Origin of the sequence: Shewanella amazonensis SB2B, assembly GCF_000015245.1 — a bacterium.
GTDB classification, from domain to species: domain Bacteria; phylum Pseudomonadota; class Gammaproteobacteria; order Enterobacterales; family Shewanellaceae; genus Shewanella; species Shewanella amazonensis.
Map to the genome: position 1 here is coordinate 2,106,279 of NC_008700.1, position 25,861 is coordinate 2,132,139.

Below are 25,861 nucleotides of genomic sequence, written 5' to 3' on the forward strand. Positions count from 1 at the left end.
CGGTAAAGCTAAAAAAGCCGGTCTGAGACCGGCTTTTTTGTTTAATCGCTGGTGAGTTCACCCACCAGATTGGTTTGCATGGCAGCTTTTATGTCTGCCGGCGGCAGATTTTTAGACAGCAGGAAATGCAATTTGGCGAGACAGGCTTCGATGGTCATGTCGGCGCCACTGATAACACCGGCGCGGGCGAGGGCGTTACCGGTTGCGTAGCCGCCCATATTCACTTTCCCCTGGAAACACTGCGTCAGGTTCACCAGTACCACACCCCGTTCGTCTGCTTCTTTGAGTGTGTTAAGCAGTGCTGGATCCTGAGGCGCGTTGCCTACGCCAAAGGTCAGTAAAATCAGCGCTTTCACCGGCTGCTGCAGGACGTTGATGAAGATATCGGTAGAGATACCCGGGTACAGTGTCACCACACCCACAGGTTGCGGTGAAATACAGGCAACCTCCAGCTGTCCAGTGGCTTCACGGGTGATTTTGCCGGCCTTCAGGTTAATGGTGATCCCCGCTTCGAGCAGCAAGGGGAAGTTTGGCGAGGCGAAGGCATCAAATCCATCGGCATGTGCCTTGGTGGTGCGATTGCCGCGAAATAGCTTGTTATTGAAAAATAAACACACTTCGGCAACCGGATAACGGGCGGCAATATACAGGGCATTCAGCAGGTTGGTTTGCCCGTCTGAGCGAAGCTGGGCGAGGGGGATTTGCGAGCCGGTGACTATCACTGGCTTACCCAACCCCTGCAGCATAAAGGACAGCGCTGACGCAGTGTAGGCCATGGTGTCTGTGCCATGGAGGATGACAAAGCCATCGTACTTGCCATAGTTGTTGCGAATATCATCGGCAATCATCTGCCAATGTGCCGGCGACATGTTGGATGAATCAATCAGCGGGTCATACTCGTGGATCACAAACTCCGGCATTTCTTCGTGATAGAACTCCGGCATGGATTGGACACACTGGGTCAAAAATCCTGCAACGGGCGCAAAGCCATTGGCGGTTTTCTGCATACCGATGGTACCGCCGGTGTAGGCGACATAAATGGAGGGCTTTTTCATGGGTGAGGTGACTGCTGTTTGATTTTGACCGAATTATAAGGATCCCTTCGCCTAAACGAAACCTCAGGGGCTAATTCAGTTAAAAATTCACTGATAAAGTAAGACAGCCAAAGAAAAACCCGGCATGAGCCGGGCTTTTACTGTTCAGCGCTGACTTATTGCAGCTATTGCAGCTGGCAATATTCGCAGTAGAGGTATACCCCCTTGGGGTCGTCAAAGCGGGCGATTTCCTGCAACGTCCTGGTCCAAACACGCAGCAAGGATTGCACCACGTCACTCTGTTGTGTCTGCTGTGGCAGCCAGGCCGACACAGAGGCAAACATTTCCTGAATAAACAGCTCTTCTGGCGACATCTGCTGTTCAATCAACTGAATGTCAAAGGTCGCCATGCCAGCAAGTTCGGCTGCTTTGGCCAGTGCCTGAGGCATATCACCAATCTCGTCTACCAGGCCAAGTTCCAGCGCCTTTTTACCGCTCCACACGCGACCCTGAGCGATGGCATCGACCTGTTCCAGCGTCATGTCGCGTTCGTTGGCGACCAGAGTGATAAATTCCTTGTAACCGCGCTCGATATTGCGCTGAATGGCCGATTCAAGCTTGGGTGACAACGGACGGAAGGGTGAGTGTGCGGCCCATTCACTGGTGGCGACCCCGTCGGCATGCACACCAATGGCTGCCAATGAGTCTTCAAAAGTGGTCATCAAGCCAAAGATACCAATGGAGCCTGTAAGCGTCGTGGGCGTGGCATAAATGTAATCGGCGCTGGCTGAAATCCAGTAACCCCCGGAGGCCGCCATACTGCCCATGCTCACCACTACAGGTTTACCCGCTGCCTTGAGTGCCAGAAGCTCCTGGCGTATTTCTTCTGAGGCAAAGGCACTTCCGCCGGGGCTGTCTACACGTAACACCAAGGCCTTGATGGAATCATCAAAACGGGCATCACGAATTAACTGGGATGTACTCTTGCCACCGATGTCGCCAGGCGCCTGGAAACCGTTGAGTATGGTGCCTTTGGCAACGATAACGCCCACGCTGTCTACCGGCATAAACTGTGGCTGAGGTTTCACCAGTTTATGGTACTCGTGGAAACCCACCTGACGGAAGCTGTGCTCTTCTTTGTCTTCGCCAACGAGTTCAACCATGGCGGAGCGAAACGCCTCGTCACTCATCAGGGCGTCTACCCAACCCTGCTTAACAGCAAGCGCAGCGCTGTCACCGTCGTTGGCGTCCAAGCGAGCAAGATAAGTGTCCGCATCCAATACCAGTTCACCGGTTTCGATGCCGCGGTTTTTCGCAACCGTGTCGGCATAGCTACCCCAGAGATCGTCAATCAAGAGTTGGGTGGCTTCTTTTGCCGCCGGTGACATATCGTCGCGGATATAAGGTTCAACCGCTGACTTATAGGTACCTACGCGGAAGACGTGGGTGTTAACCTTAAGTTTCTCCAGAGCCGACTTGAAATAGAGGTTATATGCGGCGTAACCGTCGATAAAGACTTCACCACGGGGATTGAGGTAAATCTCATCTGCATAACTTGCGAGGAAATACTGACTGCGGCTGTACCAATCGCCGATAGCCACGACCTTTTTACCTGTCTCACGAAAACCGTTCAGAGCCTCGCCCACAGCGGTGAGTTTACTGATCCCGGCGCGCATATTGCCAAGATCGAGCACGATAGCGCCGATGCGTTCGTCATGGGTCGCGTTTTCGATGACATAAAGCACGTCTGAAAGCAGGACTTCAGTGTCTTCGCTGTTTTGATTGCCCTGACGCATAAGTTGGGTTAGCGGATCGACACGCCTGGCCTGATCAACCAGATTGCCGGATAGGTCCAACACCAAGGCACTGCCGGATTCAATACGCAGCTCATCTTCTGTGCTTAAAGCGACGATACCAACAATCAACACCAGAATAAGAATTGGAAAAAATACAATATTAATTATCAGCTTACGAACGAAATTTATCGTATTCCAGATAAGAAGCAGGGTGTTTTTTGTTGTCAGGGGTTTTTTGGCCATTCAGCACTCCTATAGTTGACGCTGGGCATATGCTACCGCAAATAACTCATTGCGGCGAAATGCAATTGTAAAGGTTTTTAACATTCAGTGGGCTGGACGGTTGAGCTTATACTCGACACAGGATATGCTGACTTGGATCACATGTTTTAAAAGGGTGTTTGAATGTCGTTTCCGCACTTGTTGAAGCCATTGGATTTAGGCTTTACCCAGCTTAAAAACCGCGTACTCATGGGCTCTATGCACACAGGGCTAGAAGAAGAAAAGGGCGGCTTTGAAAAGCTGGCTGCATTTTATCGGGAGCGTGCTGCCGGTGGCGTAGGTCTGATAGTGACCGGGGGTATTTCCCCTAATTTACGTGGCAGATTAGCGCCCCATGCCTCTCAGCTGAGTTTTCCCTGGCAGGTGAAACGCCACCGTATTGTCACTGACGCTGTGCATGGCGCAGGTGGCAAAATCTGTATGCAAATTTTGCATGCGGGCCGCTACGGTTATCATCCGTTTTCCCTGGCACCCAGTGCGCTTAAAGCCCCCATTACGCCTTTTAAGCCCAGTGCCATGTCGGCTCGGCAAATTCGCAGCACCATCAAGGATTACGCCACCAGTGCCAAACTGGCACGTAAGGCAGGCTACGATGGTGTGGAAGTCATGGGCTCTGAAGGCTATCTCATCAATCAGTTTATCTGCTCACGCACCAATAAACGTCAGGATGAATGGGGCGGCAGTTTTGAAAACCGCAGCCGTTTCCCGTTGGAGATAGTGCGTGCCATTCGCGCTGCGGTAGGATCTGATTTTATTATTATCTTTCGCCTCTCGATGCTGGATTTGGTGGAAGAAGGCTCCAGCTGGGATGAAGTGGTGGCACTAGCCAAAGGGCTCGAAGAAGCGGGCGTTACCATTATTAATACCGGCATTGGCTGGCATGAAGCCCGGATCCCAACCATTGCCACCAGTGTGCCCAGAGGCGCCTTTGCCTGGGTGACTGAGCGTTTGAAGCAGGAAGTGCACATTCCACTCATTGCGACCAACAGGATTAATACGCCGGAAATTGCTGAGCAAATTCTCGCATCCGGTCAGGCTGATATGGTGTCAATGGCAAGACCATTCCTGGCCGACCCTGACTTTGTCAATAAAGCGGCCGCAGGGCAGAGTGAGCTGATTAATACCTGTATTGGCTGTAATCAGGCGTGTCTAGACCATACCTTCAAGATGAAGCGCGCAACCTGTTTGGTTAACCCAAGGGCCTGTTACGAAACCGAGATTAACTTCCCCAAAACCTCGCAGCCCAAAAAGATAGCCGTGATGGGGGCAGGGCCGGCGGGAATGGCGTTTTCCATATACGCAGCCAGCCGCGGCCATAATGTGGTGTTGTTTGAAGCCAAAGGGGAAGTGGGGGGCCAATTCAACCTTGCCCGTAAAATTCCCGGTAAGGAAGAGTTTGACGAAACCATCCGCTATTTCAATAACCAGATGCGGCAAACCGGGGTTGAGCTAAGGCTTAACACCCGTCTCGATGCCTCAGTGCTTAATGATGAAGATTTTGATGAGGTAGTTATCGCCGCGGGTGTGGTTCCCCGTGCAGTAAAACTGCCGGGCTTCGATTCGCCCCGGGTGGTCAATTATCAACAGGTGCTGAATGGTGAAGTAAGGGTAGGACAGAAAGTGGCCTTGATTGGGGCCGGAGGTATTGGCTTTGATATGGCACATTACCTGGGTGAAAAAGACTCAACTACGCTCGATCCCAAACGTTGGCGTGACCAATGGGGCATAGACGATGCCTACGAAGCCCGCGGCGGCCTCAAGGCGCCAATAAAAGAACCGGCCGAGCGCACCATTTACCTGCTTCAGCGTAAAACCACGCCCATGGGCAAGGGACTTGGGAAGACCACGGGCTGGATCCACCGCACCGTGGCCAAGATGCATGGGGTTGTTCAGATGAACGGCGTCAGTTATGAGTCCTTCGATGAGCAAGGGTTACATATTCGTGTGAATGAAGAGACCAAGGTACTCGATGTGAATACAGTCATACTCTGCGCCGGTCAGGAATCCAATCGGTCTCTGGTGGCCGAAATGGAAGCCACAGGTAAGCCTGTTCATTTGATTGGTGGTGTGGATGTAGCGGCAGAGCTCGATGCCAAACGGGCCATTCGCCAGGGCGCAGAGCTCGCGATGCGCATCTAAACCTAATCGACGTGGTAAATTGCCCCGACAGCTTTTGACGTGGGTTAATTGTTACTCACCGGTCATCAATATACATACACTTGATATTTAAACCTTGAAAGCCCGCATTAAGCGGGCTTTCTTTTATCTGGACTATCTAACCAACGGATGTACAAAATGTGGTACATGTTTAAGTCGGTGCTAGCATTATCAGGATATGTATGCACATACCATCCAATCAAAACAGGAAGTTATCCATGGAATTGCAAAAGACACGCCTCGTCAAAGCGAGCTTCTACCTTTCACTCTCGGTGGCAGTAGCGATTACCCTCAATCTGGCGACACCGCTAGTAGCGCAGGCGGAATACGATGATGTGCTTGCAGCCAAAGTGGGGGCAGATGAGTACGGTATGAAGTCCTATGTGATGGCGTTTTTAAAGAAAGGTCCTAACCGCAGCGGCACAGACGAAGAGCGGGCAAGGCTGCAACGGGCACACCTGGATAATATCGGCCGTTTGGCAAAGGAAGGAAAGTTGGTACTGGCTGGCCCTTTTTTACATGATGGTGAGCTGCGCGGCATCTATCTTTTTGATGTCAAAACCGTGGAAGAAGCCAGGGAACTTACAGAAAGCGATCCGGCCGTAAAAGCGGGTAGTCTGGTGATGGAGCTGGTACCTTGGTATGGTTCGGCCGCTATTACTCAGCTACCTGAATTACATGAGAAGTTTGCTAAAAAGCCAATCTGAGTCAGTCGACCAAAACGGCCTTGGCTCTGGCATTGAGAGCCTGAGGATGCACGACAGTATCAGCGCCCTTGGGGCTGAGCGCCAAATTTAAATCCGATTCAGGTACGCAGCAGCAGGGCAGGCATTCGTCAGCAGAAAGCGCTGCCAGTGGCTCGGTAAAATACGTCACTGAGCCACTGAGTACCTTGGTTTTACAGGCACCGCAAAAGCCGCTTCGACATTCTGAGAAGACACGGACTTTCTTGATCTCGAGCGCCTCCAGCAAAGACTGCTGCTGTCCATTGAACAGCAGCACAGGTTGTCCCTGAAGGCTGACGATGGGCGCCTTTTTAAAGATCAAAGTCGGAGAACTCATTTTCATCGACGGAAGCGTCAATCTGGCCTACCAGGTAAGAGGATACTTCCACTTCCTGCGGTGCCACCTGAACAGCATCGCTCTCGAGCCAGTTTTTCATCCACGGCAGCGGGTTGGTGGATTCTGGGTATGGCAGAGGCAGGTTGACCGACTTCATGCGCTGGTTTGTGATGTACTCCACGTACTGACACAGAATTTGCTCGTTCAGGCCAATCATGGAGCCATCTTTAAAGAGGTACTTGGCCCATTCTTTTTCCTGCTCGGCAGCGCGCAGGAACAGATCGTAGGCTTCCTGCTGACACTCAATGGCGATTTCTGCCATTTCTGCATCGTCCTTACCGCCCTGCATGATGTTGAGGATATGCTGAGTCGAGTTAAGGTGCAGTGCTTCATCTCGGGCGATAAGACGGATGATTTTGGCGTTGCCTTCCATCAACTTGCGCTCGGCAAAGGCGAACGAACAGGCAAAGCTGACGTAGAAACGAATGGCTTCCAGGGCGTTCACCGACATCATGCACAGGTAGAGAGCCTTTTTCAGGGCGCGTACAGTTACATCGACCACATGGCCATCCACCGTGTGGGTGCCTTCGCCGTGCAGATGGTAAATCTGGGTCAGCTTGATGAGCTCGTCATAATAGGCCGAAATATCGCCGGCACGCTTGAGGATCTCTTCATTGACGACAATATCGTCAAACACCGACGAAGGGTCGTTCACAATATTGCGAATGATATGGGTGTATGACCGTGAGTGGATAGTTTCAGAGAAAGACCAGGTTTCAATCCAGGTTTCCAGCTCTGGCAGCGACACCAAAGGCAGGAAGGCAACGTTAGGACTGCGGCCCTGAATAGAGTCAAGTAAGGTTTGGTACTTGAGATTGGAAATAAAGATGTGCCTTTCGTGATCAGGCAGCTTTCCAAAATCGATTTTGTCACGGCTTACGTCTACTTCTTCTGGTCGCCAGAAGAATGACAGCTGCTTTTCAATCAGCTTTTCAAATACTTCATAGCGCTGTTGATCGTAACGGGCAACGTTAACGGACTGGCCGAAAAACATAGGTTCGCGGGTTGCATCGTTGGGAGTTTGACAAAAAGTAGTGTAAGCCATGATTTCTCTATTCCGGTAAAAGGGGGCAAAGCCCCCTGTTAACACCAAATTTCCTTGTATTTGCCTGTGTTAAATCTTACAGGCACCACCGGCGCAGCCGTCGTCCTCTTTTTCAACCACAGCAATGTCATCATGCTGATCGGTCGCACCATCACGGGTGTTATGGTAGTAGAGGGTTTTGAGGCCCAGTTTGTATGCGGTAAGTAGATCTTTAAGCAGCAGCTGCATTGGTACCTTACGACCCTCGAACTTGGCGGGGTCATAGTTGGTGTTGGCAGAAATCGCCTGATCCACAAACTTCTGCATAATGCCAACCAATTGCAGGTAACCGTCGTTTGACGGCATTTGCCACAGCAATTCGTACGCGTTGCGCAATTCATCAAAGTCAGGCACGACTTGCTTGAGCTGACCGTCTTTACTGGCTTTCACCGAAATCAGACCACGGGGTGGCTCGATACCGTTGGTGGCATTGGAGATCTGAGAAGAAGTCTCTGACGGCATCAGTGCTGACAGGGTAGAGTTACGCAGGCCGTAGTGCTTGATATCGGCACGCAGTCCTTCCCAATCCAGATGCAGCGGCTCATCGCAAATCTTGTCCAGATCGCGCTTATAGGTGTCGATTGGCAGAATACCCTGAGAGTAAGTCGTCTCATGGAACGCCGGACAGGCGCCTTTTTCCTTTGCCAGATTCATCGAGGCTTTCAGCAGGTTGAACTGAATAGCTTCGAATGTCTTGTGGGTCAGGTTGTTGGCACTGCCATCTGAATATTTTTTGCCGTTTTTAGCCAGGTAGTTGGCAAAGTTAATCACACCAATACCCAGGGTACGACGGTTCATGGAGCCAAGCTTGGCTGCCTTGATGGGGTAGTCCTGATAGTCCAGCAGGCTATCGAGAGCACGTACCGCGAGGTCTGACAAACCTTCGAGTTCTTCAAGGTTCTCGATGGCACCCAAATTCAGTGCTGACAGAGTACAGAGTGCGATTTCACCATTGGTATCGTCCACGCTGTCCAGTGGTTTGGTTGGCAGTGCAATTTCCAGACACAGGTTTGACTGGCGGATAGGGGCAACGCTTGAGTCAAATGGGCTGTGGGTGTTGCAGTGATCCACGTTCTGCACATAGATACGACCGGTTGAGGCACGTTCCTGCATCATCAATGAGAACAGTTCAACGGCCTTAAGCGACTTTTTACGGATGCTCGGTTCTTGCTCGTACTTGGTGTACAGGCGCTCGAATTCATCCTGATTTTCAAAGAAGGCATCGTACAGGCCGGGCACGTCTGACGGGCTGAACAGGGTGATGTTCTCACCCTTGATCAGGCGCTGATACATGAGTTTGTTCAGCTGTACGCCATAGTCCAGATGCCGGATACGGTTGTCTTCAACGCCGCGGTTATTCTTCAGCACCAGCAGCGACTCTACTTCCAGGTGCCAAATTGGATAGAACAGCGTTGCCGCGCCGCCACGCACACCGCCCTGAGAGCAGGACTTCACCGCAGTCTGGAAATACTTATAGAAAGGCAGACAGCCAGTATGGAACGCTTCACCGCCACGGATTGGGCTGCCCAGGGCGCGGATACGGCCTGCATTCACGCCGATACCGGCGCGCTGACTCACGTACTTCACGATGGAAGAGGCAGTGGCGTTGATAGAATCCAGGCTGTCACCACACTCAATCAGTACGCAGGAGCTGAACTGGCGGGTAGGAGTACGTACACCGGACATGATGGGTGTAGGCAGCGAAATCTTGAAGGTAGATACTGCATCATAGAAGTCTTTTACATACTTCAGACGGGTCTCTTTTGGATAACCGGCAAACAAGCAGGCTGCAACCAGGATGTAGAGGAACTGGGCGCTCTCGTACACTTCGTGAGTGACACGGTTTTGAACCAGGTATTTGCCTTCCAGCTGCTTCACGGCGGCGTATGAGAAATTCATATCGCGCCAGTGGTCTATGTAGCTGTCTAAAACGTCCAGTTCTTCTTTGGTGTAGTCTTCGAGGATGTGGCGGTCATACTTGCCCATCTCGACCAGCTTGACCACGTGATCATACAGCTTAGGCGGCTCGAACTGGCCAAAGGCCTTCTTGCGAAGATGGAATACAGCCAAACGGGCGGCCAGGAACTGATAATCTGGAGACTCGGGAGAGATCAGATCCGCAGCAGCTTTAATAATGGTTTCGTGGATGGCTTCGGTAGGGATGCCTTCAAAAAACTGCAGGTGCGAACGCAGTTCTACTTCAGAAACGGAAACATTTTTTAAGCCCTTGGCGGCCCAGGTAACCACGCGATGGATTTTGTCGAGATCGATCTGCTCGCGTTCGCCACTGCGTTTTGTGACTGTCATGTTGCTATTCATTGAAGATAGGCCTTTATAGATTGGTATTGCCCTACATATCCATGTAAACAATCGTGCCATGCGCCCCGAACCAGCGCTTTGTACTGGCACAACAAGCGTTTCGGGGTGGACACCTCTAGTGTGTCTGATTGCTACCAATACACAAGATATGGTGCTTATTGAAAGTTAAGATACAAGATAGTGAGGTAAGAGGGCATTTGCAAGTAAGAATTCGATGAAGAACTTGTGGATATCTTGAGGAAAAAAACTAACGTTAGTGTCGACTAACTTCCTAGCTCAATTTCCGTGTGCCATGTCGTTAATATGACACTTTTTTGACCCTGTCAGTGAAACGAATCGATCGCTTATCTTGCAAGCGATCGATTCATGATCCCTTGACAGTCTCACTGCCAGCGTCCTCGGCGTCAAACCCGCCTTAAAGGTGAGCAATCAAATCCTGAGGTCGCTTCAAATGTATATCGATTGGCCAATCATGGGCTTCATCGAGTGATGAAAGATAACCCCAGGAAGCCAGCACTGAAACCATGCCGGCATTACGGGCCGCTTCCATGTCACGTTTTGCATCCCCAAGATATAAGAGGTGTTCAGTATGCCGGCCAAGATGTGACGCGCCAAGTAACATGGGAGCTGCATCGGGTTTCCCACGGGTGACCGTATCGCCACTGATAAGCGTGGAGCACTGATGTGCCAGACCGAGTCTGTCCAATAGCGGTCTTGCATAGCGGGCTGCTTTATTGGTGACTATGCCCCAGGGGATGTGCCTGCTCTCTAAATGTTCAAGTAACAGATTTATACCGGGAAAGAGCTTCGCTTCGGTGCCATTCACCTTGCCGTAGTGCGCTAAAAGCGCCTGCTGGATCTGTATGGCCACATCCTCATCAAGATCTGGCTTAGCGGCTTTTACCAAGGCAAGGCTGCCATGGGAAGCAACGGGGCGCATACTGTCCAGATCCGCCCTTGAGAAGCCAAAATCCGCCAGAGCGAGGTTGAGTGCCGCCACTAAATCAGGAGCTGTATCTACCAGGGTACCATCCAGGTCAAACAACACTCCGCCCATGGATACAGGCTCACTCAAGGGGCTTTACCGTAGCAATCATGTAGTTAACTTCAACGCTGCTGGTATAGCGGAAGGTACCCGTGATGGGATTGTAAGTCACACCTGTGGCATCTTTACAGAGAAGCTCGGTTTGGTCGACCATAGCGATAAGCTCAGACGGGCGAATGAATTTGCCATGATCGTGGGTCCCGACAGGTAACATTTTCAGCAGGTATTCGGCGCCGAGAATGGTTTCCACATAAGAGCGCAGGTTACGGTTAATGGTGGAGAAGAACACGTATCCACCCGGTTTAACCATGTCGCAACAGGCGGCTATCACCGAGAGGGGATCCGGAACGTGTTCGAGCATTTCCATGCAGGTGACCACATCATAGGCTTCTCTATTTACCTCTCTGTGCTCTTCTGCCGTGCAGCGCTCGTAATTTAGGGATACACCCGTCTCAAGGGCGTGTAATCTCGCCACTTCCAGGGGTTCATTGCCCATATCGATGCCGGTAACATTTGCACCGAGGCGGGCCATGCTTTCTGACAGAATGCCGCCGCCGCAGCCTACATCCAGCACTTTTTTGCCAAAGAGACCGCCTGAGGTTTGATCGATGTAGTTCAGTCGCAGCGGGTTAAGTTGATGAAGGGGTTTAAATTCGCCATCGGGATCCCACCAAGTGGCGGCCATCTTTTCAAATTTGGCGATTTCCTGAATATCGACGTTCAAGGCTTCTGACATAGCGTCCCCGGTAACCTTAGCTCAACCCACCAAAAAAGGCGTTTGGGCGGAATAAATCAAGTAGGTAGCGCCATTATATCCATTCCTGACAGTAAACGAAGCAGCAAGCAGTGGAGAGCATGGTTTTCGTGCAAATTTTTGAGTTTTCGCACCCTTGTTGCTGCATTTGGTCCAAAAATTAGCCAATCATGGAATAGAGCCTCAGGTGTCGTGCGGATCTTGTCTAACTACTGAGCAATCAGTTTGGTGGCTTAATCCATCTATCTAAATGAAAAATAGCGAATTATGTGGGTCGGATGTCTTGGCAACAGAGCTGCGTTGATCACAGTCTTAAGGAGATTTGGACGAGGGGGTTTCGACATTAAATTACTGTGTTAGAATGCCAAATCACGTTTGAAGGCTCGACAATGACACGGAAAACGACTTGTCAGCTAATTTTCAGGGGATCGAGCAGTTTATGACTGATTTGGCTTCATCTATTTCGCCAATTAATATCGAAGACGAACTCAAGAATTCGTACCTGGATTACGCCATGAGCGTGATCGTGGGTCGGGCACTGCCGGATGTGCGTGACGGCCTTAAGCCTGTGCATCGCCGTGTGCTGTTCGCGATGAACGAACTTAAAAACGACTGGAACAAGCCTTATAAAAAGTCGGCACGTGTGGTCGGTGACGTTATCGGTAAATACCACCCTCACGGCGACAGCGCTGTATACGACACCATAGTCCGTATGGCCCAGCCGTTCTCGTTGCGTTACACCCTGGTAGACGGTCAGGGTAACTTCGGTTCTATCGACGGCGACGCCGCAGCAGCAATGCGTTATACCGAAATCCGCATGGAAAAGCTGGCTCACGAGCTGCTCGCGGATTTGGAAAAAGAAACGGTAGACTTCGTGCCCAACTATGACGGCACAGAACAAATCCCTGCCGTTCTGCCTACCAAAATTCCCAACCTGCTGGTAAACGGTGCCTCCGGTATCGCCGTGGGTATGGCTACCAATATTCCGCCTCACAACCTGACCGAAGTGGTTAAAGGTTGTTTGGCGCTGATTGAAGAGCCTGAGCTGTCCATCGAACAGCTGATGGAGTACATTCCAGGCCCTGACTTCCCAACTGCCGCCATCATCAATGGCAAAAAGGGCATAGAAGAAGCCTATCGCACCGGTCGCGGCAAGGCCATTATGCGTGCCCGCGCCGAAGTGGAAATCGAAGACAACGGCCGTGAGCGCATTATTGTCACCGAGATCCCGTATCAGGTGAACAAAGCCCGTCTGATTGAAAAAATCGCCGAGCTGGTAAAAGACAAGAAGATTGAAGGCATCAGCGGCCTGCGTGATGAGTCCGACAAGGACGGCATGCGCATCGTGATTGAAATCAAGCGCGGTGAAGTAGGCGAAGTGGTTCTGAATAACCTTTACGCCCAAACCCAGATGCAGTCGTCGTTCGGTATCAACATGGTGGCACTGGCCAACGGTCAGCCAAAGCTGTTTAACCTCAAGGAGATGCTGGAAGCCTTTATCCTGCACCGCCGTGAAGTAGTTACCCGCCGCACCGTGTACGAACTGCGTAAAGCCCGTGACAGAGCCCATATTTTGGAAGCGTTGGCGGTTGCCCTTGCCAACATCGACCCCATCATTGCCCTTATCAAGGCCTCTGCCAGTCCTTCCGACGCCAAAGCAGGCCTGATTGCCAAGGGGTGGGAACTCGGCACTGTTAAAGCCATGCTGGAAAAGGCCGGTGACGACGCCGCCCGTCCCGAGTGGCTGGAGCCCGAGTTCGGTATTCGTGATGGTCTCTACTTTATGACCGAGCCACAGGCCCAGGCAATTCTGGACCTGCGTCTGCATAAGCTGACTGGCCTTGAGCATGAGAAGATCCTCCAGGAATACGAAGAGCTGCTGGAAATCATTGCCGGTTTGCTTCACATCCTCAGAAGCCCAGAGCGTCTGATGGAAGTCATCAAAGAAGAGCTTGAGCTGATTCTCGAACAGTTTGGCGATAACCGCCGCACTGAAATCAACGCATCTGCCGTGGATATCAGCCTCGAAGATCTGATTAACGAAGAAGACGTGGTAGTGACCCTGTCGCACCTCGGCTACGCCAAGTATCAGCCGCTGACCGACTACCAGGCCCAGCGCCGCGGTGGCAAGGGCAAAGCTGCAACCAAGGTAAAAGACGAAGATTTCGTTGAAAAGCTGCTGGTTGCCAACACCCACGACACCATCTTGTGCTTCTCCGACTTCGGTAAGCTCTACTGGCTTAAGGTTTACCAGCTGCCGCTGGCAAGCCGTCAGGCCCGTGGTCGCCCCATCGTTAACCTGCTGCCATTGCAGGAAGGTGAACGCATTACCGCGATTCTGCCGGTGCGTGAATACGAAGAAGGCAAGTATATCCTGATGGCCACCTCTCACGGTACCGTGAAGAAGACTGCCCTGACCGAGTACAGCCGTCCACGCTCCAACGGTATTATTGCTGTGAACCTCAAAGACGGTGACCAGCTGATTGGCGTTGATATTACTGATGGCAGCAGCGAAATCATGCTGTTCTCTGATGCCGGTAAAGTGGTGCGCTTCAAAGAAGGCGAAGAAGTTGCCGTAGTCGATGAAAACGGCAACCCTGTGCTGGATGAAGAAGGCAAGCCACAAATCAACTTCAAAGGCGTGCGCCCAATGGGCCGCGGTGCCACCGGAGTGCGTGGTATTGCCCTGGAAGAAGGCCAACGTGTGGTGTCGCTGATTGTACCGAAAGACGACAGCGCCATTCTGACCGTGACTGCCAACGGCTTTGGTAAGCGTACTGAGCTTGCTGAATACCCGGCCAAGAGCCGCGCCACCAAGGGCGTGGTGTCCATCAAGGTCACCGAGCGTAACGGCCCTGTGGTTGGCGCCGTACAGGTGGGCGAGAACGATGAAATCATGCTCATCAGCGACAAGGGTACCCTGGTGCGTACTCCTGCCATTGGTGTGTCCATCATCGGCCGAAACACCCAGGGTGTAACCATCATACGTACCGCTGACGATGAAACCGTGGTTGGTCTGCAGCGCATCGATGAAATACAGGATGACGGCAGCGAATATCTGGAAGAGGGTGTTGAAGGAGCCGAGGGCGACATCATCGCCGAAGCCGATACACAGCCGACAGATGATGCCAACGACGAGGCATAATTGAAGACGGGCGCCCAATGGGCGCTCGTTTTTTTTGCCAAACAGATTTTTTATTTTTCCAAACGTGTGACTACCAATGGGTATCACCGAAGGCTAGCAAGGAGATCATGAGTGAGCGCGGTTTATAATTTCTGTGCCGGACCGGCGATGTTGCCGGCTGCCGTGATGAAGAAGGCACAAGCTGAGTTACTGGACTGGAATGGGCAGGGGGTGTCTGTGATGGAGGTGAGCCACCGTGGTGCGCCTTTCATTCAACTGGCCAAAGACTCTGAAGCCGATTTGCGCGAGCTGATGAATATCCCCGACAACTACCATGTGCTCTTTATGCATGGCGGTGGTCGTGGTCAGTTTTCTGCTGTTGTGAATAATTTTTTAGGTGATAACGGCAAAGCCCTGTATCTCGTCAGCGGTCAATGGTCAAAAGCCGCTACTGAAGAAGCCAAAAAACTCGCTGGCGACAACAGTATCGATGTCATCAATGTCGTCGAAAAAGTAAATGGATTGAACAAGGTAGTGATTCCAGCGCTCAGCGGCAACGGCAGCGAGTACCGCTATTTACACTATTGCCCCAATGAGACAGTGGATGGCATCGAAATTTTTGATGACATTGACAGTCCCTGGCCAATTGTGGCGGATATGTCGTCCAACATCATGTCCCGCGAGATTGATGTCAGCCGTTTTGCGCTTATCTATGCCGGCGCTCAAAAAAACATTGGTCCATCGGGTTTGTCTATCGTGATTGTCCGTAAAGACATGCTGGAACTGCCGCAGCTGACTCAGTCTTCCATCATGGATTATCGCCTGACCGCCGAAAACGACTCGATGTACAATACGCCGCCGACCTTTGCCTGGTACCTGGCCGCCGAAGTGTTCAAGTGGCTCAAGTCTGTGGGAGGCATAAAGGGTATGGCCGAGGTAAACGCCGAAAAGGCGCGCCGTCTCTACGCCTGTATCGACAGTCTGGATTTTTACAAAAACGGGGTGGCGCCGCAAAACCGCTCGCAGATGAATGTCACCTTCCAGCTCGCCGATGAGTCGCTGGATAAAGACTTCCTTAAAGAAGCGGAAGCGCTTGGTCTTGTTGCGCTCAAAGGCCACCGTATTGTGGGCGGTATGCGCGCCAGTATCTACAACGCCATGCCATTGGAAGGGGTTGATGCACTGGTGAGCTTTATGCGCTCATTTGCTGCCAAGCACAGCAGCTAATCAGTTTTAATCGCGAATAAAAAAGGACTGCCTCGGCAGTCCTTTTTGTTATCGAGCTCTTTGTTGGTTAAAGCACGGCGATAATGGATTTGGCCAGATAATCCACGTTTTCTTCGCTTATACCGGCAATGCTTATGCGGCTAGAGCCCACCATGTAAATGCTGTAGTCCTTCATCAGGGTGTTTACCTGAGCCTCACTGATGCCAAGGAAGGAGAACATGCCTTTTTGGCGGGCGATAAAGGAAAAGTCGCGGTTGGTGCCAAGTGCGTGCAGTTTATCTACCAGCATGGCGCGGTTGCCGTTGATGCGATCGCGCATCACTTTAAGCTCATCCAGCCATTGGGCCTTGAGCTCGTTTGAGCCCAGAATGGTTTCCACAATGGCGGCGCCGTGGGCCGGTGGCATTGAGTAGATGCAGCGCACCACATACAGCAGTACCGACAGCGACACATCTGCCTGGGCACTGTCTTTACCTATGATGGAGCAGGCACCGATGCGCTCGCGGTATAGACCAAAGTTCTTCGAGCAGGAAGAGGCGAGCACCATGTTATCGACAGCAGCTGCCATGGCGCGCACCCCGTAGGCATCTTCATCCACGCCATCACCAAAGCCCTGATAAGCCATGTCGATAAAGGGCAGGAAGCCTTTGTCTTTGGCAACCTCGACCACGGCATCCCACTGGGCGGTACTTAAGTCCTGACCGGATGGGTTATGGCAGCAGGCGTGCAGCAGTACAGCGTCTTCGGCGCCAACTTGCTTAAGCGCCGCAAGCATTTCATTAAATTTCAGGCACTTGTTGTCGTAATCGTAGTAGGGATAGGTTTTGACCGTTAAGCCTGCGGCCTGAAACAGCCCTGTGTGGTTTGCCCAGGTGGGGTCACTCACCCAAATGGTGGCGCCGGGTTTACATTTGGCGATGAATTCAGCGGCTACGCGCAGGGCGCCGGTTCCGCCAGGGGTCGATACTGTGCGAATGCGGCGTGCCTGAACCACGGCATGATCTGCACCGAAAGCCAGCTCGTTCATCAATTCGTTAAAGGGCGCTGAACCGGTAGGACCGATATAGACCTTGGTGGTTTCAGTGGAAGTGCGCAGCGTCTCGGCGGTCTTCACACAATTCAGAATAGGCGTGTTTCCGGCGGGATCTTTATACACACCCACGCCCAGGTCGACTTTGTGTGGGTGGCTGTCTTCACGGTATTTGGTTAAAAGACCCAGGATAGGATCGGCAGGCAACGCCGAAAGATGCTCAAACATAATTCCATCTACCTTGTAATCGTTGTTGGTAAAGCCGCAGGGATAAGGTGTAACAGCTTGCTCGGGATCGCTGTAGCCTGGTTGATGCCAAGCCGGATGCCTGCGCCAAGCATGACCCGAATGCCCTAGCATAGCCCGAAAGGGTTGCCGGGAAAAAGAGGCTTGAGCGCAAATCCCGTCGTGATTGAAAAGGCTGTTGTCCAAATGGCAACAAATCTTGCAATCCTGAGCTGCTTTTGGGGCAGTTTTTTGCCGATTTTGTGTTGATTGAACAAAAATCAGCATCAATCCGCTATTTTTTACTGAAAAACGGTTGAATCGCGGCTGTGGATCAGTAATTTAATTACCACGAAGACTCAAAAGGGATCGTTTTTTCCTCAAACGTAACGCGGGGCTTACAGCGTTGTAGCGCAGCCTTGCCAACTTCGGCCAATCTGGCCTTCACTCGCTTTTAATGAGAAGTACGAGAAATGGACCAATTACGTCTTGAGCCCGTATCCCGGGTCAACGGGGTGGTTAACATCCCCGGTTCCAAAAGCATCTCCAACCGCGCATTGCTGTTGGCAACCCTGGCAAGTGGCGAAACCACTCTGGTAAATCTGCTGGATTCTGATGATATCCGCCATATGCTAAACGCGCTCAAAAGCCTGGGCGTTAATTTCACCTTGTCTGATGACAAGACGGTGTGTACGCTCAATGGCCTCGGTGGTCCTATCCAAACAGATAAGGCCTTTGAGCTGTTTTTAGGTAACGCCGGCACGGCGATGCGACCCCTGTGCGCCGCGCTGACTCTGGGGACCGGGGAATTTACCCTGACCGGTGAGCCGCGCATGGAAGAGCGCCCCATTGGCGATCTGGTGGATGCGCTGCGTCAGCTTGGCGCCGATATCCGTTACCTTAAAAATGATGGCTTCCCGCCACTCACCATCAATGCCACCGGGCTTGCGGGCGGCGTGGTGGAAATAGATGGTAGCCTCTCCAGCCAGTTTCTGACTGCGCTGCTCATGGTGGCACCCCTTGCCAAGGGAGCTGTGACCATTGCCGTAAAAGGTGAGCTCGTTTCCAAACCTTACATCGATATCACCCTGGATTTGATGGCCAAATTTGGGGTGACAGTCGTCAATGACAACTATCAGCGCTTCGAGATTGCATCAGGGCAACACTATGTGTCGCCCGGCAAGGTGCTGGTTGAAGGGGACGCGTCATCTGCGTCTTACTTCCTTGCGGCCGGTGCTATTGGCGGCGGTGAAGTGAAAGTCACCGGCGTTGGCCGTTTGGCGGTGCAGGGCGATGTGAAATTTGCCGATGCCCTGGCGGCTATGGGAGCAGATATTGAATGGGGCGAAGATTACATTATCGCCAGAGGCAGTAAGCTTCACGGTATCGACATGGACATGAACCACATTCCCGATGCGGCCATGACCATTGCCACCGCGGCGCTGTTTGCCGAAGGCACCACCCGGATGAGCAACATCTACAATTGGCGCATCAAGGAAACCGACCGTCTTGCCGCCATGGCGACTGAGCTTCGAAAAGTCGGCGCCAAAGTGGAAGAGGGGCACGATTACATCCAGATCACACCGCCGGTCAAACCAGTTCATGCCGAAATCGATACCTATAACGATCACCGCATGGCGATGTGTTTTTCACTGCTGGCGTTTGCCGATTGCGGGGTGACCATTAACGATCCTGGCTGTACCTCAAAAACATTTCCGGATTATTTCAATCGCTTCGCTAACTTAGCTAAGCCGGATTGAGTGCTGTAAAAATGGGCTGTCGGAGGATAGCCCATTTTTTTGACAAAAATTCCCACGGATCTTTACGCGCCTTGATGTATAATGCCGCCCGCTCATTTTCGGTGAACCCATAGCATTCATGGAAGATGATATGTCTATTGCGGAGGATTTTATGTCTGAAAGGGCTCCAGTAGTCACTATCGACGGCCCCAGTGGTGCCGGTAAGGGTACCATTGCCCATTTGCTCGCCAAACACTATGGCTGGCAGTTACTCGATAGCGGTGCCATTTATCGCGTATTGGCGTTGGCCGCGCTGCACCATAACGTTGAACTTGAAAACGAAGAAGCCATTACCTTGCTGGCCGCGCATTTGGATGTGCAGTTTCTGGCCGGAGGTGACAAAGACGCCATCAAGGTGGTGCTCGAAGGTGAGGATGTAACTGGTGCCATTCGCACCCAGGAATGCTCAAATGCGGCATCGAAAGTCGCCGCATTCCCGCGCGTGAGGGAAGCGTTGCTGCGCAGACAGCGTGCATTTTGTCAGGCGCCAGGGCTGATTGCCGACGGTCGTGACATGGGCACTGTGGTTTTTCCAACCGCACCTGCCAAACTTTATCTTACTGCATCTGCCGAAGAGCGGGCGCAAAGGCGCTATAATCAGTTGCAGGACAAGGGCTTCGATGTTAAAATCGACCGCCTTTTGGCCGAGATCCAAGAACGTGATGACCGTGATATGAATCGTCCGGTTGCCCCTTTGGTTCCTGCCGATGATGCCTTGGTGATAGACACTACAGGCATTGGCATTGACGATGTGTTTGCCCAATGTGTTGCTCACATCAATGACAAATTATCCGCTTCTGGCTTTTAAGCCGGGGGCGAATAGGAATTCGCTTCATGGAAGAGGCGGATATAACGACTGACTCCAACGTCCAGGATGGTCGCTGGTTTATTACTTAAAGTAACTTAACATGACTGAATCTTTTGCTGATCTGTTTGAACAATCCCTTCAACAACTGGAATTCCGTCCAGGTTCTATCGTTCGTGGTACTGTAGTTGCGATCGAAAACGGCCTGGTACTGGTTGACGCCGGTCTGAAGTCTGAGAGCCCAATCCCTGCCGAGCAGTTCAAGAATGCCCAAGGTGTTCTGGAAATCGCCGTTGGCGACCAGGTAGACGTAGCTCTGGACTCTGTAGAAGACGGTTTCGGTGAGACTCAACTGTCTCGCGAAAAGGCCAAGCGCCATGAAGCCTGGATCGTTCTGGAAAAAGCTTACGAAGATGCTGAGACCGTTATCGGTATCATCAATGGCAAGGTTAAAGGCGGTTTCACCGTTGAACTGAACGGTATCCGTGCGTTCCTGCCAGGCTCTCTGGTTGACGTTCGCCCTGTGCGCGACACTGCTCACCTGGAAAACAAAGAGCTGGAATTCAAAGTTATCAAGCTGGACCAGAAGCGCAACAACGTTGTTGTTTCACGTCGTGCAGTTATCGAGTCTGAGAGCAGCGCCGAGCGCGACGCTCTGCTGGAGAACCTGCAAGAAGGTCAAGCCGTTAAAGGTATCGTTAAGAACCTCACTGACTACGGTGCATTCGTTGACCTGGGCGGCGTAGACGGCCTGCTGCACATCACTGACATGGCTTGGAAGCGCGTTAAGCACCCATCTGAGATCGTGAACGTTGGTGATGAAATCAATGTGAAAGTTCTGAAGTACGATCGTGAGCGTACTCGCGTTTCTCTGGGTCTGAAGCAACTGGGTGAAGACCCATGGCTGGAAATCAGCAAGCGCTACCCAGAAAACACTCGTCTGACCGGTCGCGTAACCAACCTGACTGACTACGGCTGCTTCGTTGAAATCGAAGAAGGCGTTGAAGGTCTGGTACACGTTTCTGAAATGGATTGGACCAACAAGAACATCCACCCATCCAAGGTTGTTAACCTGGGTGACGAAGTTGAAGTTCTGGTTCTGGACATCGATGAAGAGCGTCGTCGTATTTCTCTGGGTCTCAAGCAGTGCAAGACCAACCCATGGGAAGACTTCGCCAACCGTTACAACAAGGGCGACAAGGTTTCCGGTAAGATCAAGTCTATCACTGACTTCGGTATCTTCATCGGTCTGGACGGCGGTATCGACGGTCTGGTTCACCTGTCTGACATTTCTTGGAATGCCACCGGTGAAGAAGCCGTTAGCGAGTACAAGAAAGGCGACGAAATCGAAGCCGTTGTACTGTCTGTTGACCCAGAGCGTGAGCGTATCAGCCTGGGTGTGAAGCAGACTGAAGACGATCCATTCAACGGCTACGTTGGCGACAAGAAGAAAGGTGCCATCGTTAACGGTACCGTGACTGCTGTTGACGCCAAAGGCGTAACCGTTGAGCTGGCTGAAGGCGTTGAAGGCTACATCCGTGTTGCTGACATCAGCCGTGAGCGCGTAGAAGACGCTTCTACCGTGTTCTCAGTAGGTGATGCCGTTGAAGCCAAGTTCATGGGCGTAGATCGCAAGAACCGCAACGTGAGCCTGTCTATCCGTGCGAAAGACGAAGCTGACGAAAAAGAAGTTATGGCAAACTTGAACAAGCAAGAAGACGCTGTTATTAGTAATGCTATGGCCGAAGCGTTCAAGGCCGCTCGTAAGTAATTGCCAAATATGAGGGAGTTGGGTTTCCCGCTCCCTCATCGCGGCTGTGTTTGGCTTGATAATAGGGGTAGCTAGGATGACTAAATCCGAACTGATCGAAAAACTCGCCACAAGGCAGTCGCAACTGTCGGCGAAAGAAGTAGAGAGTGCAGTCAAGGAAATGCTGGAACAGATGGCCACTACGCTGGAAAGCGGTGAGCGTATCGAGATCCGCGGCTTTGGCAGTTTCTCACTTCATTATCGTGCGCCTCGTACTGGCCGCAATCCCAAGACTGGTACGTCAGTCGAGCTGGAAGGCAAGTACGTTCCGCACTTTAAGCCCGGCAAAGAGCTGCGCGAGCGTGTTGACGCTGTTAACGTCTAAGACACGTTGATTAAAAAAGCCTCCTTATTGGAGGCTTTTTTGTTTATCCGTACCACAGACACTGGTCAGCCAAGTGAAATTCTTGGATAATCAGCCCATTGACATGCGTAAGGAGGCAGCCGTGAAAGGATTTTTTGTGGCCTTGGTCATTGCTCTGTTGTTCGTATTGGCATTACTGCTTGGCTCACGCAATGAGCAGCTTGTCACCATCAACTATTTTGTCGCCCAGGGTGAGTTTCGATTGCCCGTGGTTCTCGCCAGCGTATTTTTCGCAGGATTCCTGCTGTGCTGGTGTTTTGCTGTGTACCACATTGGCAAACTCAAGTATGCGCTGTCCCGGGCCAACCGGAAATTACAGAAACTCGAGCCACAGACCGCGACCAATCCGGCTTCTCTGGTTTCTTCGGGTGAAGTGAAGTCCTGATATGCTGGAAATTCTGTTTCTGCTGCTGCCCATTGCCGCCGGATACGGTTGGTATATGGGACGTCGCAGTTTACGTCAGAACCAGTATCACCAACGTAAAAAGCTCAGCCGCGACTATTTCACCGGCCTGAATTACCTGCTCTCCAACGAATCGGACAAAGCAGTAGACTTATTTATCAGTCTGCTGGATGTTGATGATGAAACCATAGACACCCACATGTCACTGGGCGCGTTGTTTCGTAAGCGCGGTGAGGTCGACCGCTCTATCCGTATTCATCAAAATCTGATAGCCAGGCCCAGTTTAACCACGGAGCAGCGCGATGCGGCCATGATGGAGCTCGGCAAAGACTACATGGCGGCAGGGTTCTACGACAGGGCAGAAGAAATTTTCCTGGCATTGATTAAAGAAGAAGATCACAGTGAAGACGCTGAAAATCAGCTTATTGCCATCTATCAGATCATCAAGGAATGGCAAAAGGCCATTGATATCACCAAGGGCCTCTCCAAAAAGCGCCAGCAATCCTTAAAACCCATTGTCGCCCATTTCTACTGTCAGTTAGCGGACGAAGCCAAAACCGCAGATGAAAAGCAAAAGCTTCTGAGCCAGGCGCTCAAGCAAGACCCAAACTGCGGCCGGGCGCTATTGACTCTGGCTAAACTTCATCTTGATGAAGCGCGTCTGAACGACGCTGCCGCCATGCTGACCACACTCGCAGAGGTCGATGTTTTGCTCTTTGCCGACGGAATCAAAATTGCCCGCCAGTTATACGCCGACCTCAATGATAAGGAAGGGTACCGCGAACTGCTGGCGCAAGCGCTCGCCAATGGCGGCGGCGCTTCAGTCGTGGTCGCGCTCGCCGAAGAAATGGTCGCCAGAGGTCAGATAAAGATGGCTGAAAAAATGCTGCTGGATAACCTCTATCGTCAGCCCAGTATGAAAGGCTTTTCCGAGCTGATGAAGCTGCATTTGGCCCAGGCCGAAGAAGGGCAGGCGAAAGAGAGTCTTTCTTTACTTGAACAATTGGTAGAACAACAAATAAAATTCCGTCCCGCCTATCGTTGTAAGTCCTGTGGCTTTCCGTCACACGCACTCTACTGGCATTGCCCTTCCTGTAAGTCCTGGGGCAGTATTGCCCGGGTGAAAGGATTGGACGGCGAATAACCCTAGTCCCACTGCATCGGAGATCCCATGAGAGACAAGCCCATTCTGGTTGCCCTTGATTTTGACAACAAGTATTCAGCGTTGCAGTTGGTTGATAAGCTCGATCCCGCCATGTGCCGCCTCAAGGTGGGCAAGGAGATGTTCACTCTGTTTGGGCCAGAGCTGGTAAAAGACATCCAAAATCGTGGTTTCGACTTATTCCTTGACCTTAAATTTCACGATATTCCCAACACCGTGGCCAAGGCGGTTGCCGCAGCGGCTGAGCTTGGGGTCTGGATGGTCAACGTCCACGCATCAGGTGGTTTTGCCATGATGGAAGCGGCGCGCAAAGCCTTGCTGCCATACGGCGACAATGCGCCGCTGTTGATTGCCGTGACTGTGCTTACCTCCATGAGCGATGAAGATCTTAAGCTTTTGGGAATCGACGTTGGTGCTGCTGAGCACGTGAAGCGTCTTGCCAAATTAACCCGTGACGCGGGCCTCGATGGTGTGGTGTGCTCGGCACAGGAAGCCACTATGCTTAAAGAACTGTGTGGGCGCGATTTTAAACTCATTACCCCGGGTATACGCCCTGAGGGGAGTGAGGCCGGCGATCAGCATCGCATCATGACGCCCGCTCAGGCTCTGCAAGCAGGCTCGGATTATCTGGTGATTGGTCGTCCGATCACCAAGTCCGCAGATCCACTCAAGACTCTGACGGAAATTCACCAGTCAATCCGCGGAATATAAACCACAGGGCCACAATAACCCGCACTCACGGCTGAAACGCAATTAGCGCTGACAAGGAGTTAAGATGTTCGACTTTAACGGGAAAAACATTTTGGTGGTCGGCGGTACCAGTGGCATCAACCTGGGCATCGCGCGAGCCTTTGCGAAGGCGGGCGGCCGGGTAGCGGTAGCGAGTCGCAGTCAGGACAAAGTCGATGCGGCGCTTACTCTCTTGAGTGGAGACAATCCTAAGGTAACGCCGCTGGGCGCCAGTTTCGACGTGCGTGATAATGACGCTGTGCTCTTCGGTATCGCCGCATTGCATCATCAGCTAGGCACCATAGATGTACTTATCAGCGGCGCTGCCGGTAATTTCCCGGCTCCTGCTGCCGGAATGAGTGCCAATGGTTTCAAGTCGGTTGTGGACATTGACCTCCTTGGCAGTTTTCAGGTGCTGAAAGCCTGTTACCCTTTGTTGTCACGCCCAGGTGTCATTCTGCAGATTTCAGCTCCTCAGGCCTTTGTCCCCATGCCAATGCAGGCCCATGTGTGCGCTGCCAAGGCTGGTGTTGATATGCTCACCCGAACACTTGCGATGGAATGGTCCCACGAAGGGATTCGGATTAACTCGATAGTTCCTGGTCCAATTGAAGGCACAGAAGGGTTTGACAGACTTGCTCCCGGCGATGCCCTCAAGGCACGGGTTGCGCAAAGTGTGCCCCTTGGACGAAACGGCAGTATCACAGATATCGCAAACTGCGCACTGTTTCTGGCTTCTGAGTTCGCCAGTTACATCAATGGCGTGGTTTTACCCGTGGATGGCGGCTGGTCACTTGGTGGAGCCAGCATGGCCATGACAGAGCTTGGGCAACTCATATCAAAGTCGGGCAAGGGCTCAGCTTAAGCCGGGCTACTCAAATAGGCCCGCATCAGGTTTAAAAAAGTACAACGGAATAGATTCCAATTAAAGAGAGACCATCATGGCTAACGCATTACAGGAGCAACTGCTTAAAGCGGGGCTGACCAGCAAGCAAAAGATAAAAGATGTTAAAACCAAAAAACGCCGTGACCGAAAAAGCAATGTAGACGATGGTTCAGCGGCGCTTAAACAGAGCATTGCTGAGCAAAAGGCGTCTCAGGCTGCCCAGGATAAGGCTCTTAACGAAAAGCGTTTTCAGGAAGCCGAAGCCAAGGGACAGGTGCGCAGCCTGATCACTGAGCTCAAGCGCCTTGCCATTAGTTTGCCAGAACATGCGGACGTGAAATTCAACTACACCATAGGCAGTAAAATCTACAGCGTGTACATCAACGAGAAGATCCAAAATCAGTTGCTCGGTGGGCACCTCGGCATTGTTCGCCACGAAGACAGCAGCTATCTGGTGCCCCATAAACTGGCGGAACGGGTCAATTTGCTGGTACCCGAATGGTGCGGCTATCTGTGGCAGGAAAGTGATAACCAGCCCCAAGTGGCAGAAGAGGACGATCCTTACGCCGACTATGTGATCCCCGACGATCTCATGTGGTAATCGATGTAACAAAACGAGCCCCGGTTAACAGACCGGGGCTTTTTTATGGCTATGCTTGTGGAATGGATTGAGTTTCCCGCCTTTATTCGATAGATTGAAACAA

The 25,861-nt window shown here is 51.9% G+C and carries 21 protein-coding genes; 13 read left to right on the top strand and 8 right to left on the bottom strand.

The annotated features are described in order from the left end of the window. Window positions 1–41 precede the first annotated feature (41 nt). Together ansA and sppA are read right to left on the bottom strand one after the other, a co-directional pair. Window positions 42–1,055: an asparaginase gene (gene ansA / locus SAMA_RS08980; protein WP_011759835.1), complete on the bottom strand. Its 1,014-nt coding sequence runs from the start codon at window positions 1,053–1,055 to the stop codon at window positions 42–44. A gap of 164 nt (window positions 1,056–1,219) precedes the next feature. Further along, window positions 1,220–3,073: a signal peptide peptidase SppA gene (gene sppA / locus SAMA_RS08985; protein WP_011759836.1), complete on the bottom strand. Its 1,854-nt coding sequence runs from the start codon at window positions 3,071–3,073 to the stop codon at window positions 1,220–1,222. Between the two features lie 162 nt (window positions 3,074–3,235). Between sppA and SAMA_RS08990 the strand changes: the two genes are divergently transcribed. Both SAMA_RS08990 and SAMA_RS08995 read left to right on the top strand, forming a co-directional pair. Then, window positions 3,236–5,251, top strand: coding sequence for an NADPH-dependent 2,4-dienoyl-CoA reductase (locus SAMA_RS08990; RefSeq protein WP_011759837.1), 2,016 nt, complete (start codon window positions 3,236–3,238; stop codon window positions 5,249–5,251). 236 nt (window positions 5,252–5,487) lie between these two features. After that, a complete protein-coding gene (locus SAMA_RS08995; protein WP_041409758.1) occupies window positions 5,488–5,976 on the top strand; it encodes a YciI family protein in 489 nt (162 codons plus the stop codon). Between the two features lies 1 nt (window position 5,977). On the opposite strand, the gene yfaE is transcribed toward SAMA_RS08995, so the two are convergent. From yfaE to ubiG, 5 genes are all read right to left on the bottom strand, one after another. Beyond that, a complete protein-coding gene (gene yfaE / locus SAMA_RS09000; protein WP_011759839.1) occupies window positions 5,978–6,331 on the bottom strand; it encodes a class I ribonucleotide reductase maintenance protein YfaE in 354 nt (117 codons plus the stop codon). Then, entirely contained in the window at window positions 6,306–7,436 is a 1,131-nt protein-coding gene (nrdB, locus tag SAMA_RS09005) for a class Ia ribonucleoside-diphosphate reductase subunit beta (RefSeq protein ID WP_041409762.1), read from the bottom strand. The genes yfaE and nrdB overlap by 26 nt, the downstream gene beginning before the upstream one ends. 69 nt (window positions 7,437–7,505) lie before the next feature. Continuing rightward, window positions 7,506–9,794 (bottom strand): class 1a ribonucleoside-diphosphate reductase subunit alpha, encoded by a 2,289-nt coding sequence (nrdA, locus tag SAMA_RS09010; RefSeq protein WP_041409764.1) that lies wholly within the window; start codon window positions 9,792–9,794, stop codon window positions 7,506–7,508. A 415-nt stretch (window positions 9,795–10,209) separates the two neighbouring features. Then, a complete protein-coding gene (locus SAMA_RS09015; RefSeq protein WP_011759842.1) occupies window positions 10,210–10,851 on the bottom strand; it encodes an HAD family hydrolase in 642 nt (213 codons plus the stop codon). Between the two features lie 10 nt (window positions 10,852–10,861). Further along, entirely contained in the window at window positions 10,862–11,575 is a 714-nt protein-coding gene (gene ubiG, locus SAMA_RS09020; protein ID WP_011759843.1) for a bifunctional 2-polyprenyl-6-hydroxyphenol methylase/3-demethylubiquinol 3-O-methyltransferase UbiG, read from the bottom strand. Between the two features lie 457 nt (window positions 11,576–12,032). Here ubiG and gyrA point away from each other — a divergent pair, with 457 nt between their 5' ends. Both gyrA and serC read left to right on the top strand, forming a co-directional pair. Beyond that, a complete protein-coding gene (gene gyrA / locus SAMA_RS09025; protein ID WP_011759844.1) occupies window positions 12,033–14,738 on the top strand; it encodes a DNA topoisomerase (ATP-hydrolyzing) subunit A in 2,706 nt (901 codons plus the stop codon). Between the two features lie 111 nt (window positions 14,739–14,849). Next, window positions 14,850–15,944, top strand: coding sequence for a 3-phosphoserine/phosphohydroxythreonine transaminase (gene serC / locus SAMA_RS09030; protein WP_011759845.1), 1,095 nt, complete (start codon window positions 14,850–14,852; stop codon window positions 15,942–15,944). A 67-nt stretch (window positions 15,945–16,011) separates the two neighbouring features. Here the strand turns inward: serC and SAMA_RS09035 are convergent, their stop codons facing one another. Further along, window positions 16,012–17,202, bottom strand: a complete 1,191-nt coding sequence (locus tag SAMA_RS09035) for an amino acid aminotransferase (RefSeq protein WP_011759846.1) — start codon at window positions 17,200–17,202, stop codon at window positions 16,012–16,014. Window positions 17,203–17,672: 470 nt separating this feature from the next. Between SAMA_RS09035 and aroA the strand changes: the two genes are divergently transcribed. From aroA to SAMA_RS09080, 9 genes are all read left to right on the top strand, one after another. Further along, window positions 17,673–18,959 carry a 3-phosphoshikimate 1-carboxyvinyltransferase gene (gene aroA, locus SAMA_RS09040; protein ID WP_011759847.1) on the top strand — a complete coding sequence of 429 codons (1,287 nt, stop codon included), beginning with the start codon at window positions 17,673–17,675 and terminating at the stop codon, window positions 18,957–18,959. 151 nt (window positions 18,960–19,110) lie between these two features. Next, complete coding sequence (cmk, locus tag SAMA_RS09045) at window positions 19,111–19,806, top strand: (d)CMP kinase (RefSeq protein ID WP_011759848.1); 696 nt, start codon at window positions 19,111–19,113, stop codon at window positions 19,804–19,806. Window positions 19,807–19,906: 100 nt separating this feature from the next. Then, window positions 19,907–21,574, top strand: a complete 1,668-nt coding sequence (rpsA, locus tag SAMA_RS09050) for a 30S ribosomal protein S1 (protein ID WP_011759849.1) — start codon at window positions 19,907–19,909, stop codon at window positions 21,572–21,574. A 76-nt stretch (window positions 21,575–21,650) separates the two neighbouring features. Continuing rightward, entirely contained in the window at window positions 21,651–21,938 is a 288-nt protein-coding gene (gene ihfB / locus SAMA_RS09055; protein WP_011759850.1) for an integration host factor subunit beta, read from the top strand. 121 nt (window positions 21,939–22,059) lie between these two features. Further along, a complete protein-coding gene (locus SAMA_RS09060) occupies window positions 22,060–22,362 on the top strand; it encodes a LapA family protein (RefSeq protein WP_049757992.1) in 303 nt (100 codons plus the stop codon). Between the two features lies 1 nt (window position 22,363). Then, window positions 22,364–23,524 carry a lipopolysaccharide assembly protein LapB gene (lapB, locus tag SAMA_RS09065; RefSeq protein WP_011759852.1) on the top strand — a complete coding sequence of 387 codons (1,161 nt, stop codon included), beginning with the start codon at window positions 22,364–22,366 and terminating at the stop codon, window positions 23,522–23,524. A 27-nt stretch (window positions 23,525–23,551) separates the two neighbouring features. Then, window positions 23,552–24,253 carry an orotidine-5'-phosphate decarboxylase gene (gene pyrF, locus SAMA_RS09070; RefSeq protein WP_011759853.1) on the top strand — a complete coding sequence of 234 codons (702 nt, stop codon included), beginning with the start codon at window positions 23,552–23,554 and terminating at the stop codon, window positions 24,251–24,253. A gap of 64 nt (window positions 24,254–24,317) precedes the next feature. Next, complete coding sequence (locus SAMA_RS09075; RefSeq protein WP_011759854.1) at window positions 24,318–25,136, top strand: SDR family oxidoreductase; 819 nt, start codon at window positions 24,318–24,320, stop codon at window positions 25,134–25,136. A gap of 76 nt (window positions 25,137–25,212) precedes the next feature. Next, window positions 25,213–25,758 carry a DUF2058 domain-containing protein gene (locus SAMA_RS09080; RefSeq protein ID WP_011759855.1) on the top strand — a complete coding sequence of 182 codons (546 nt, stop codon included), beginning with the start codon at window positions 25,213–25,215 and terminating at the stop codon, window positions 25,756–25,758. Window positions 25,759–25,861: the final 103 nt, after the last annotated feature.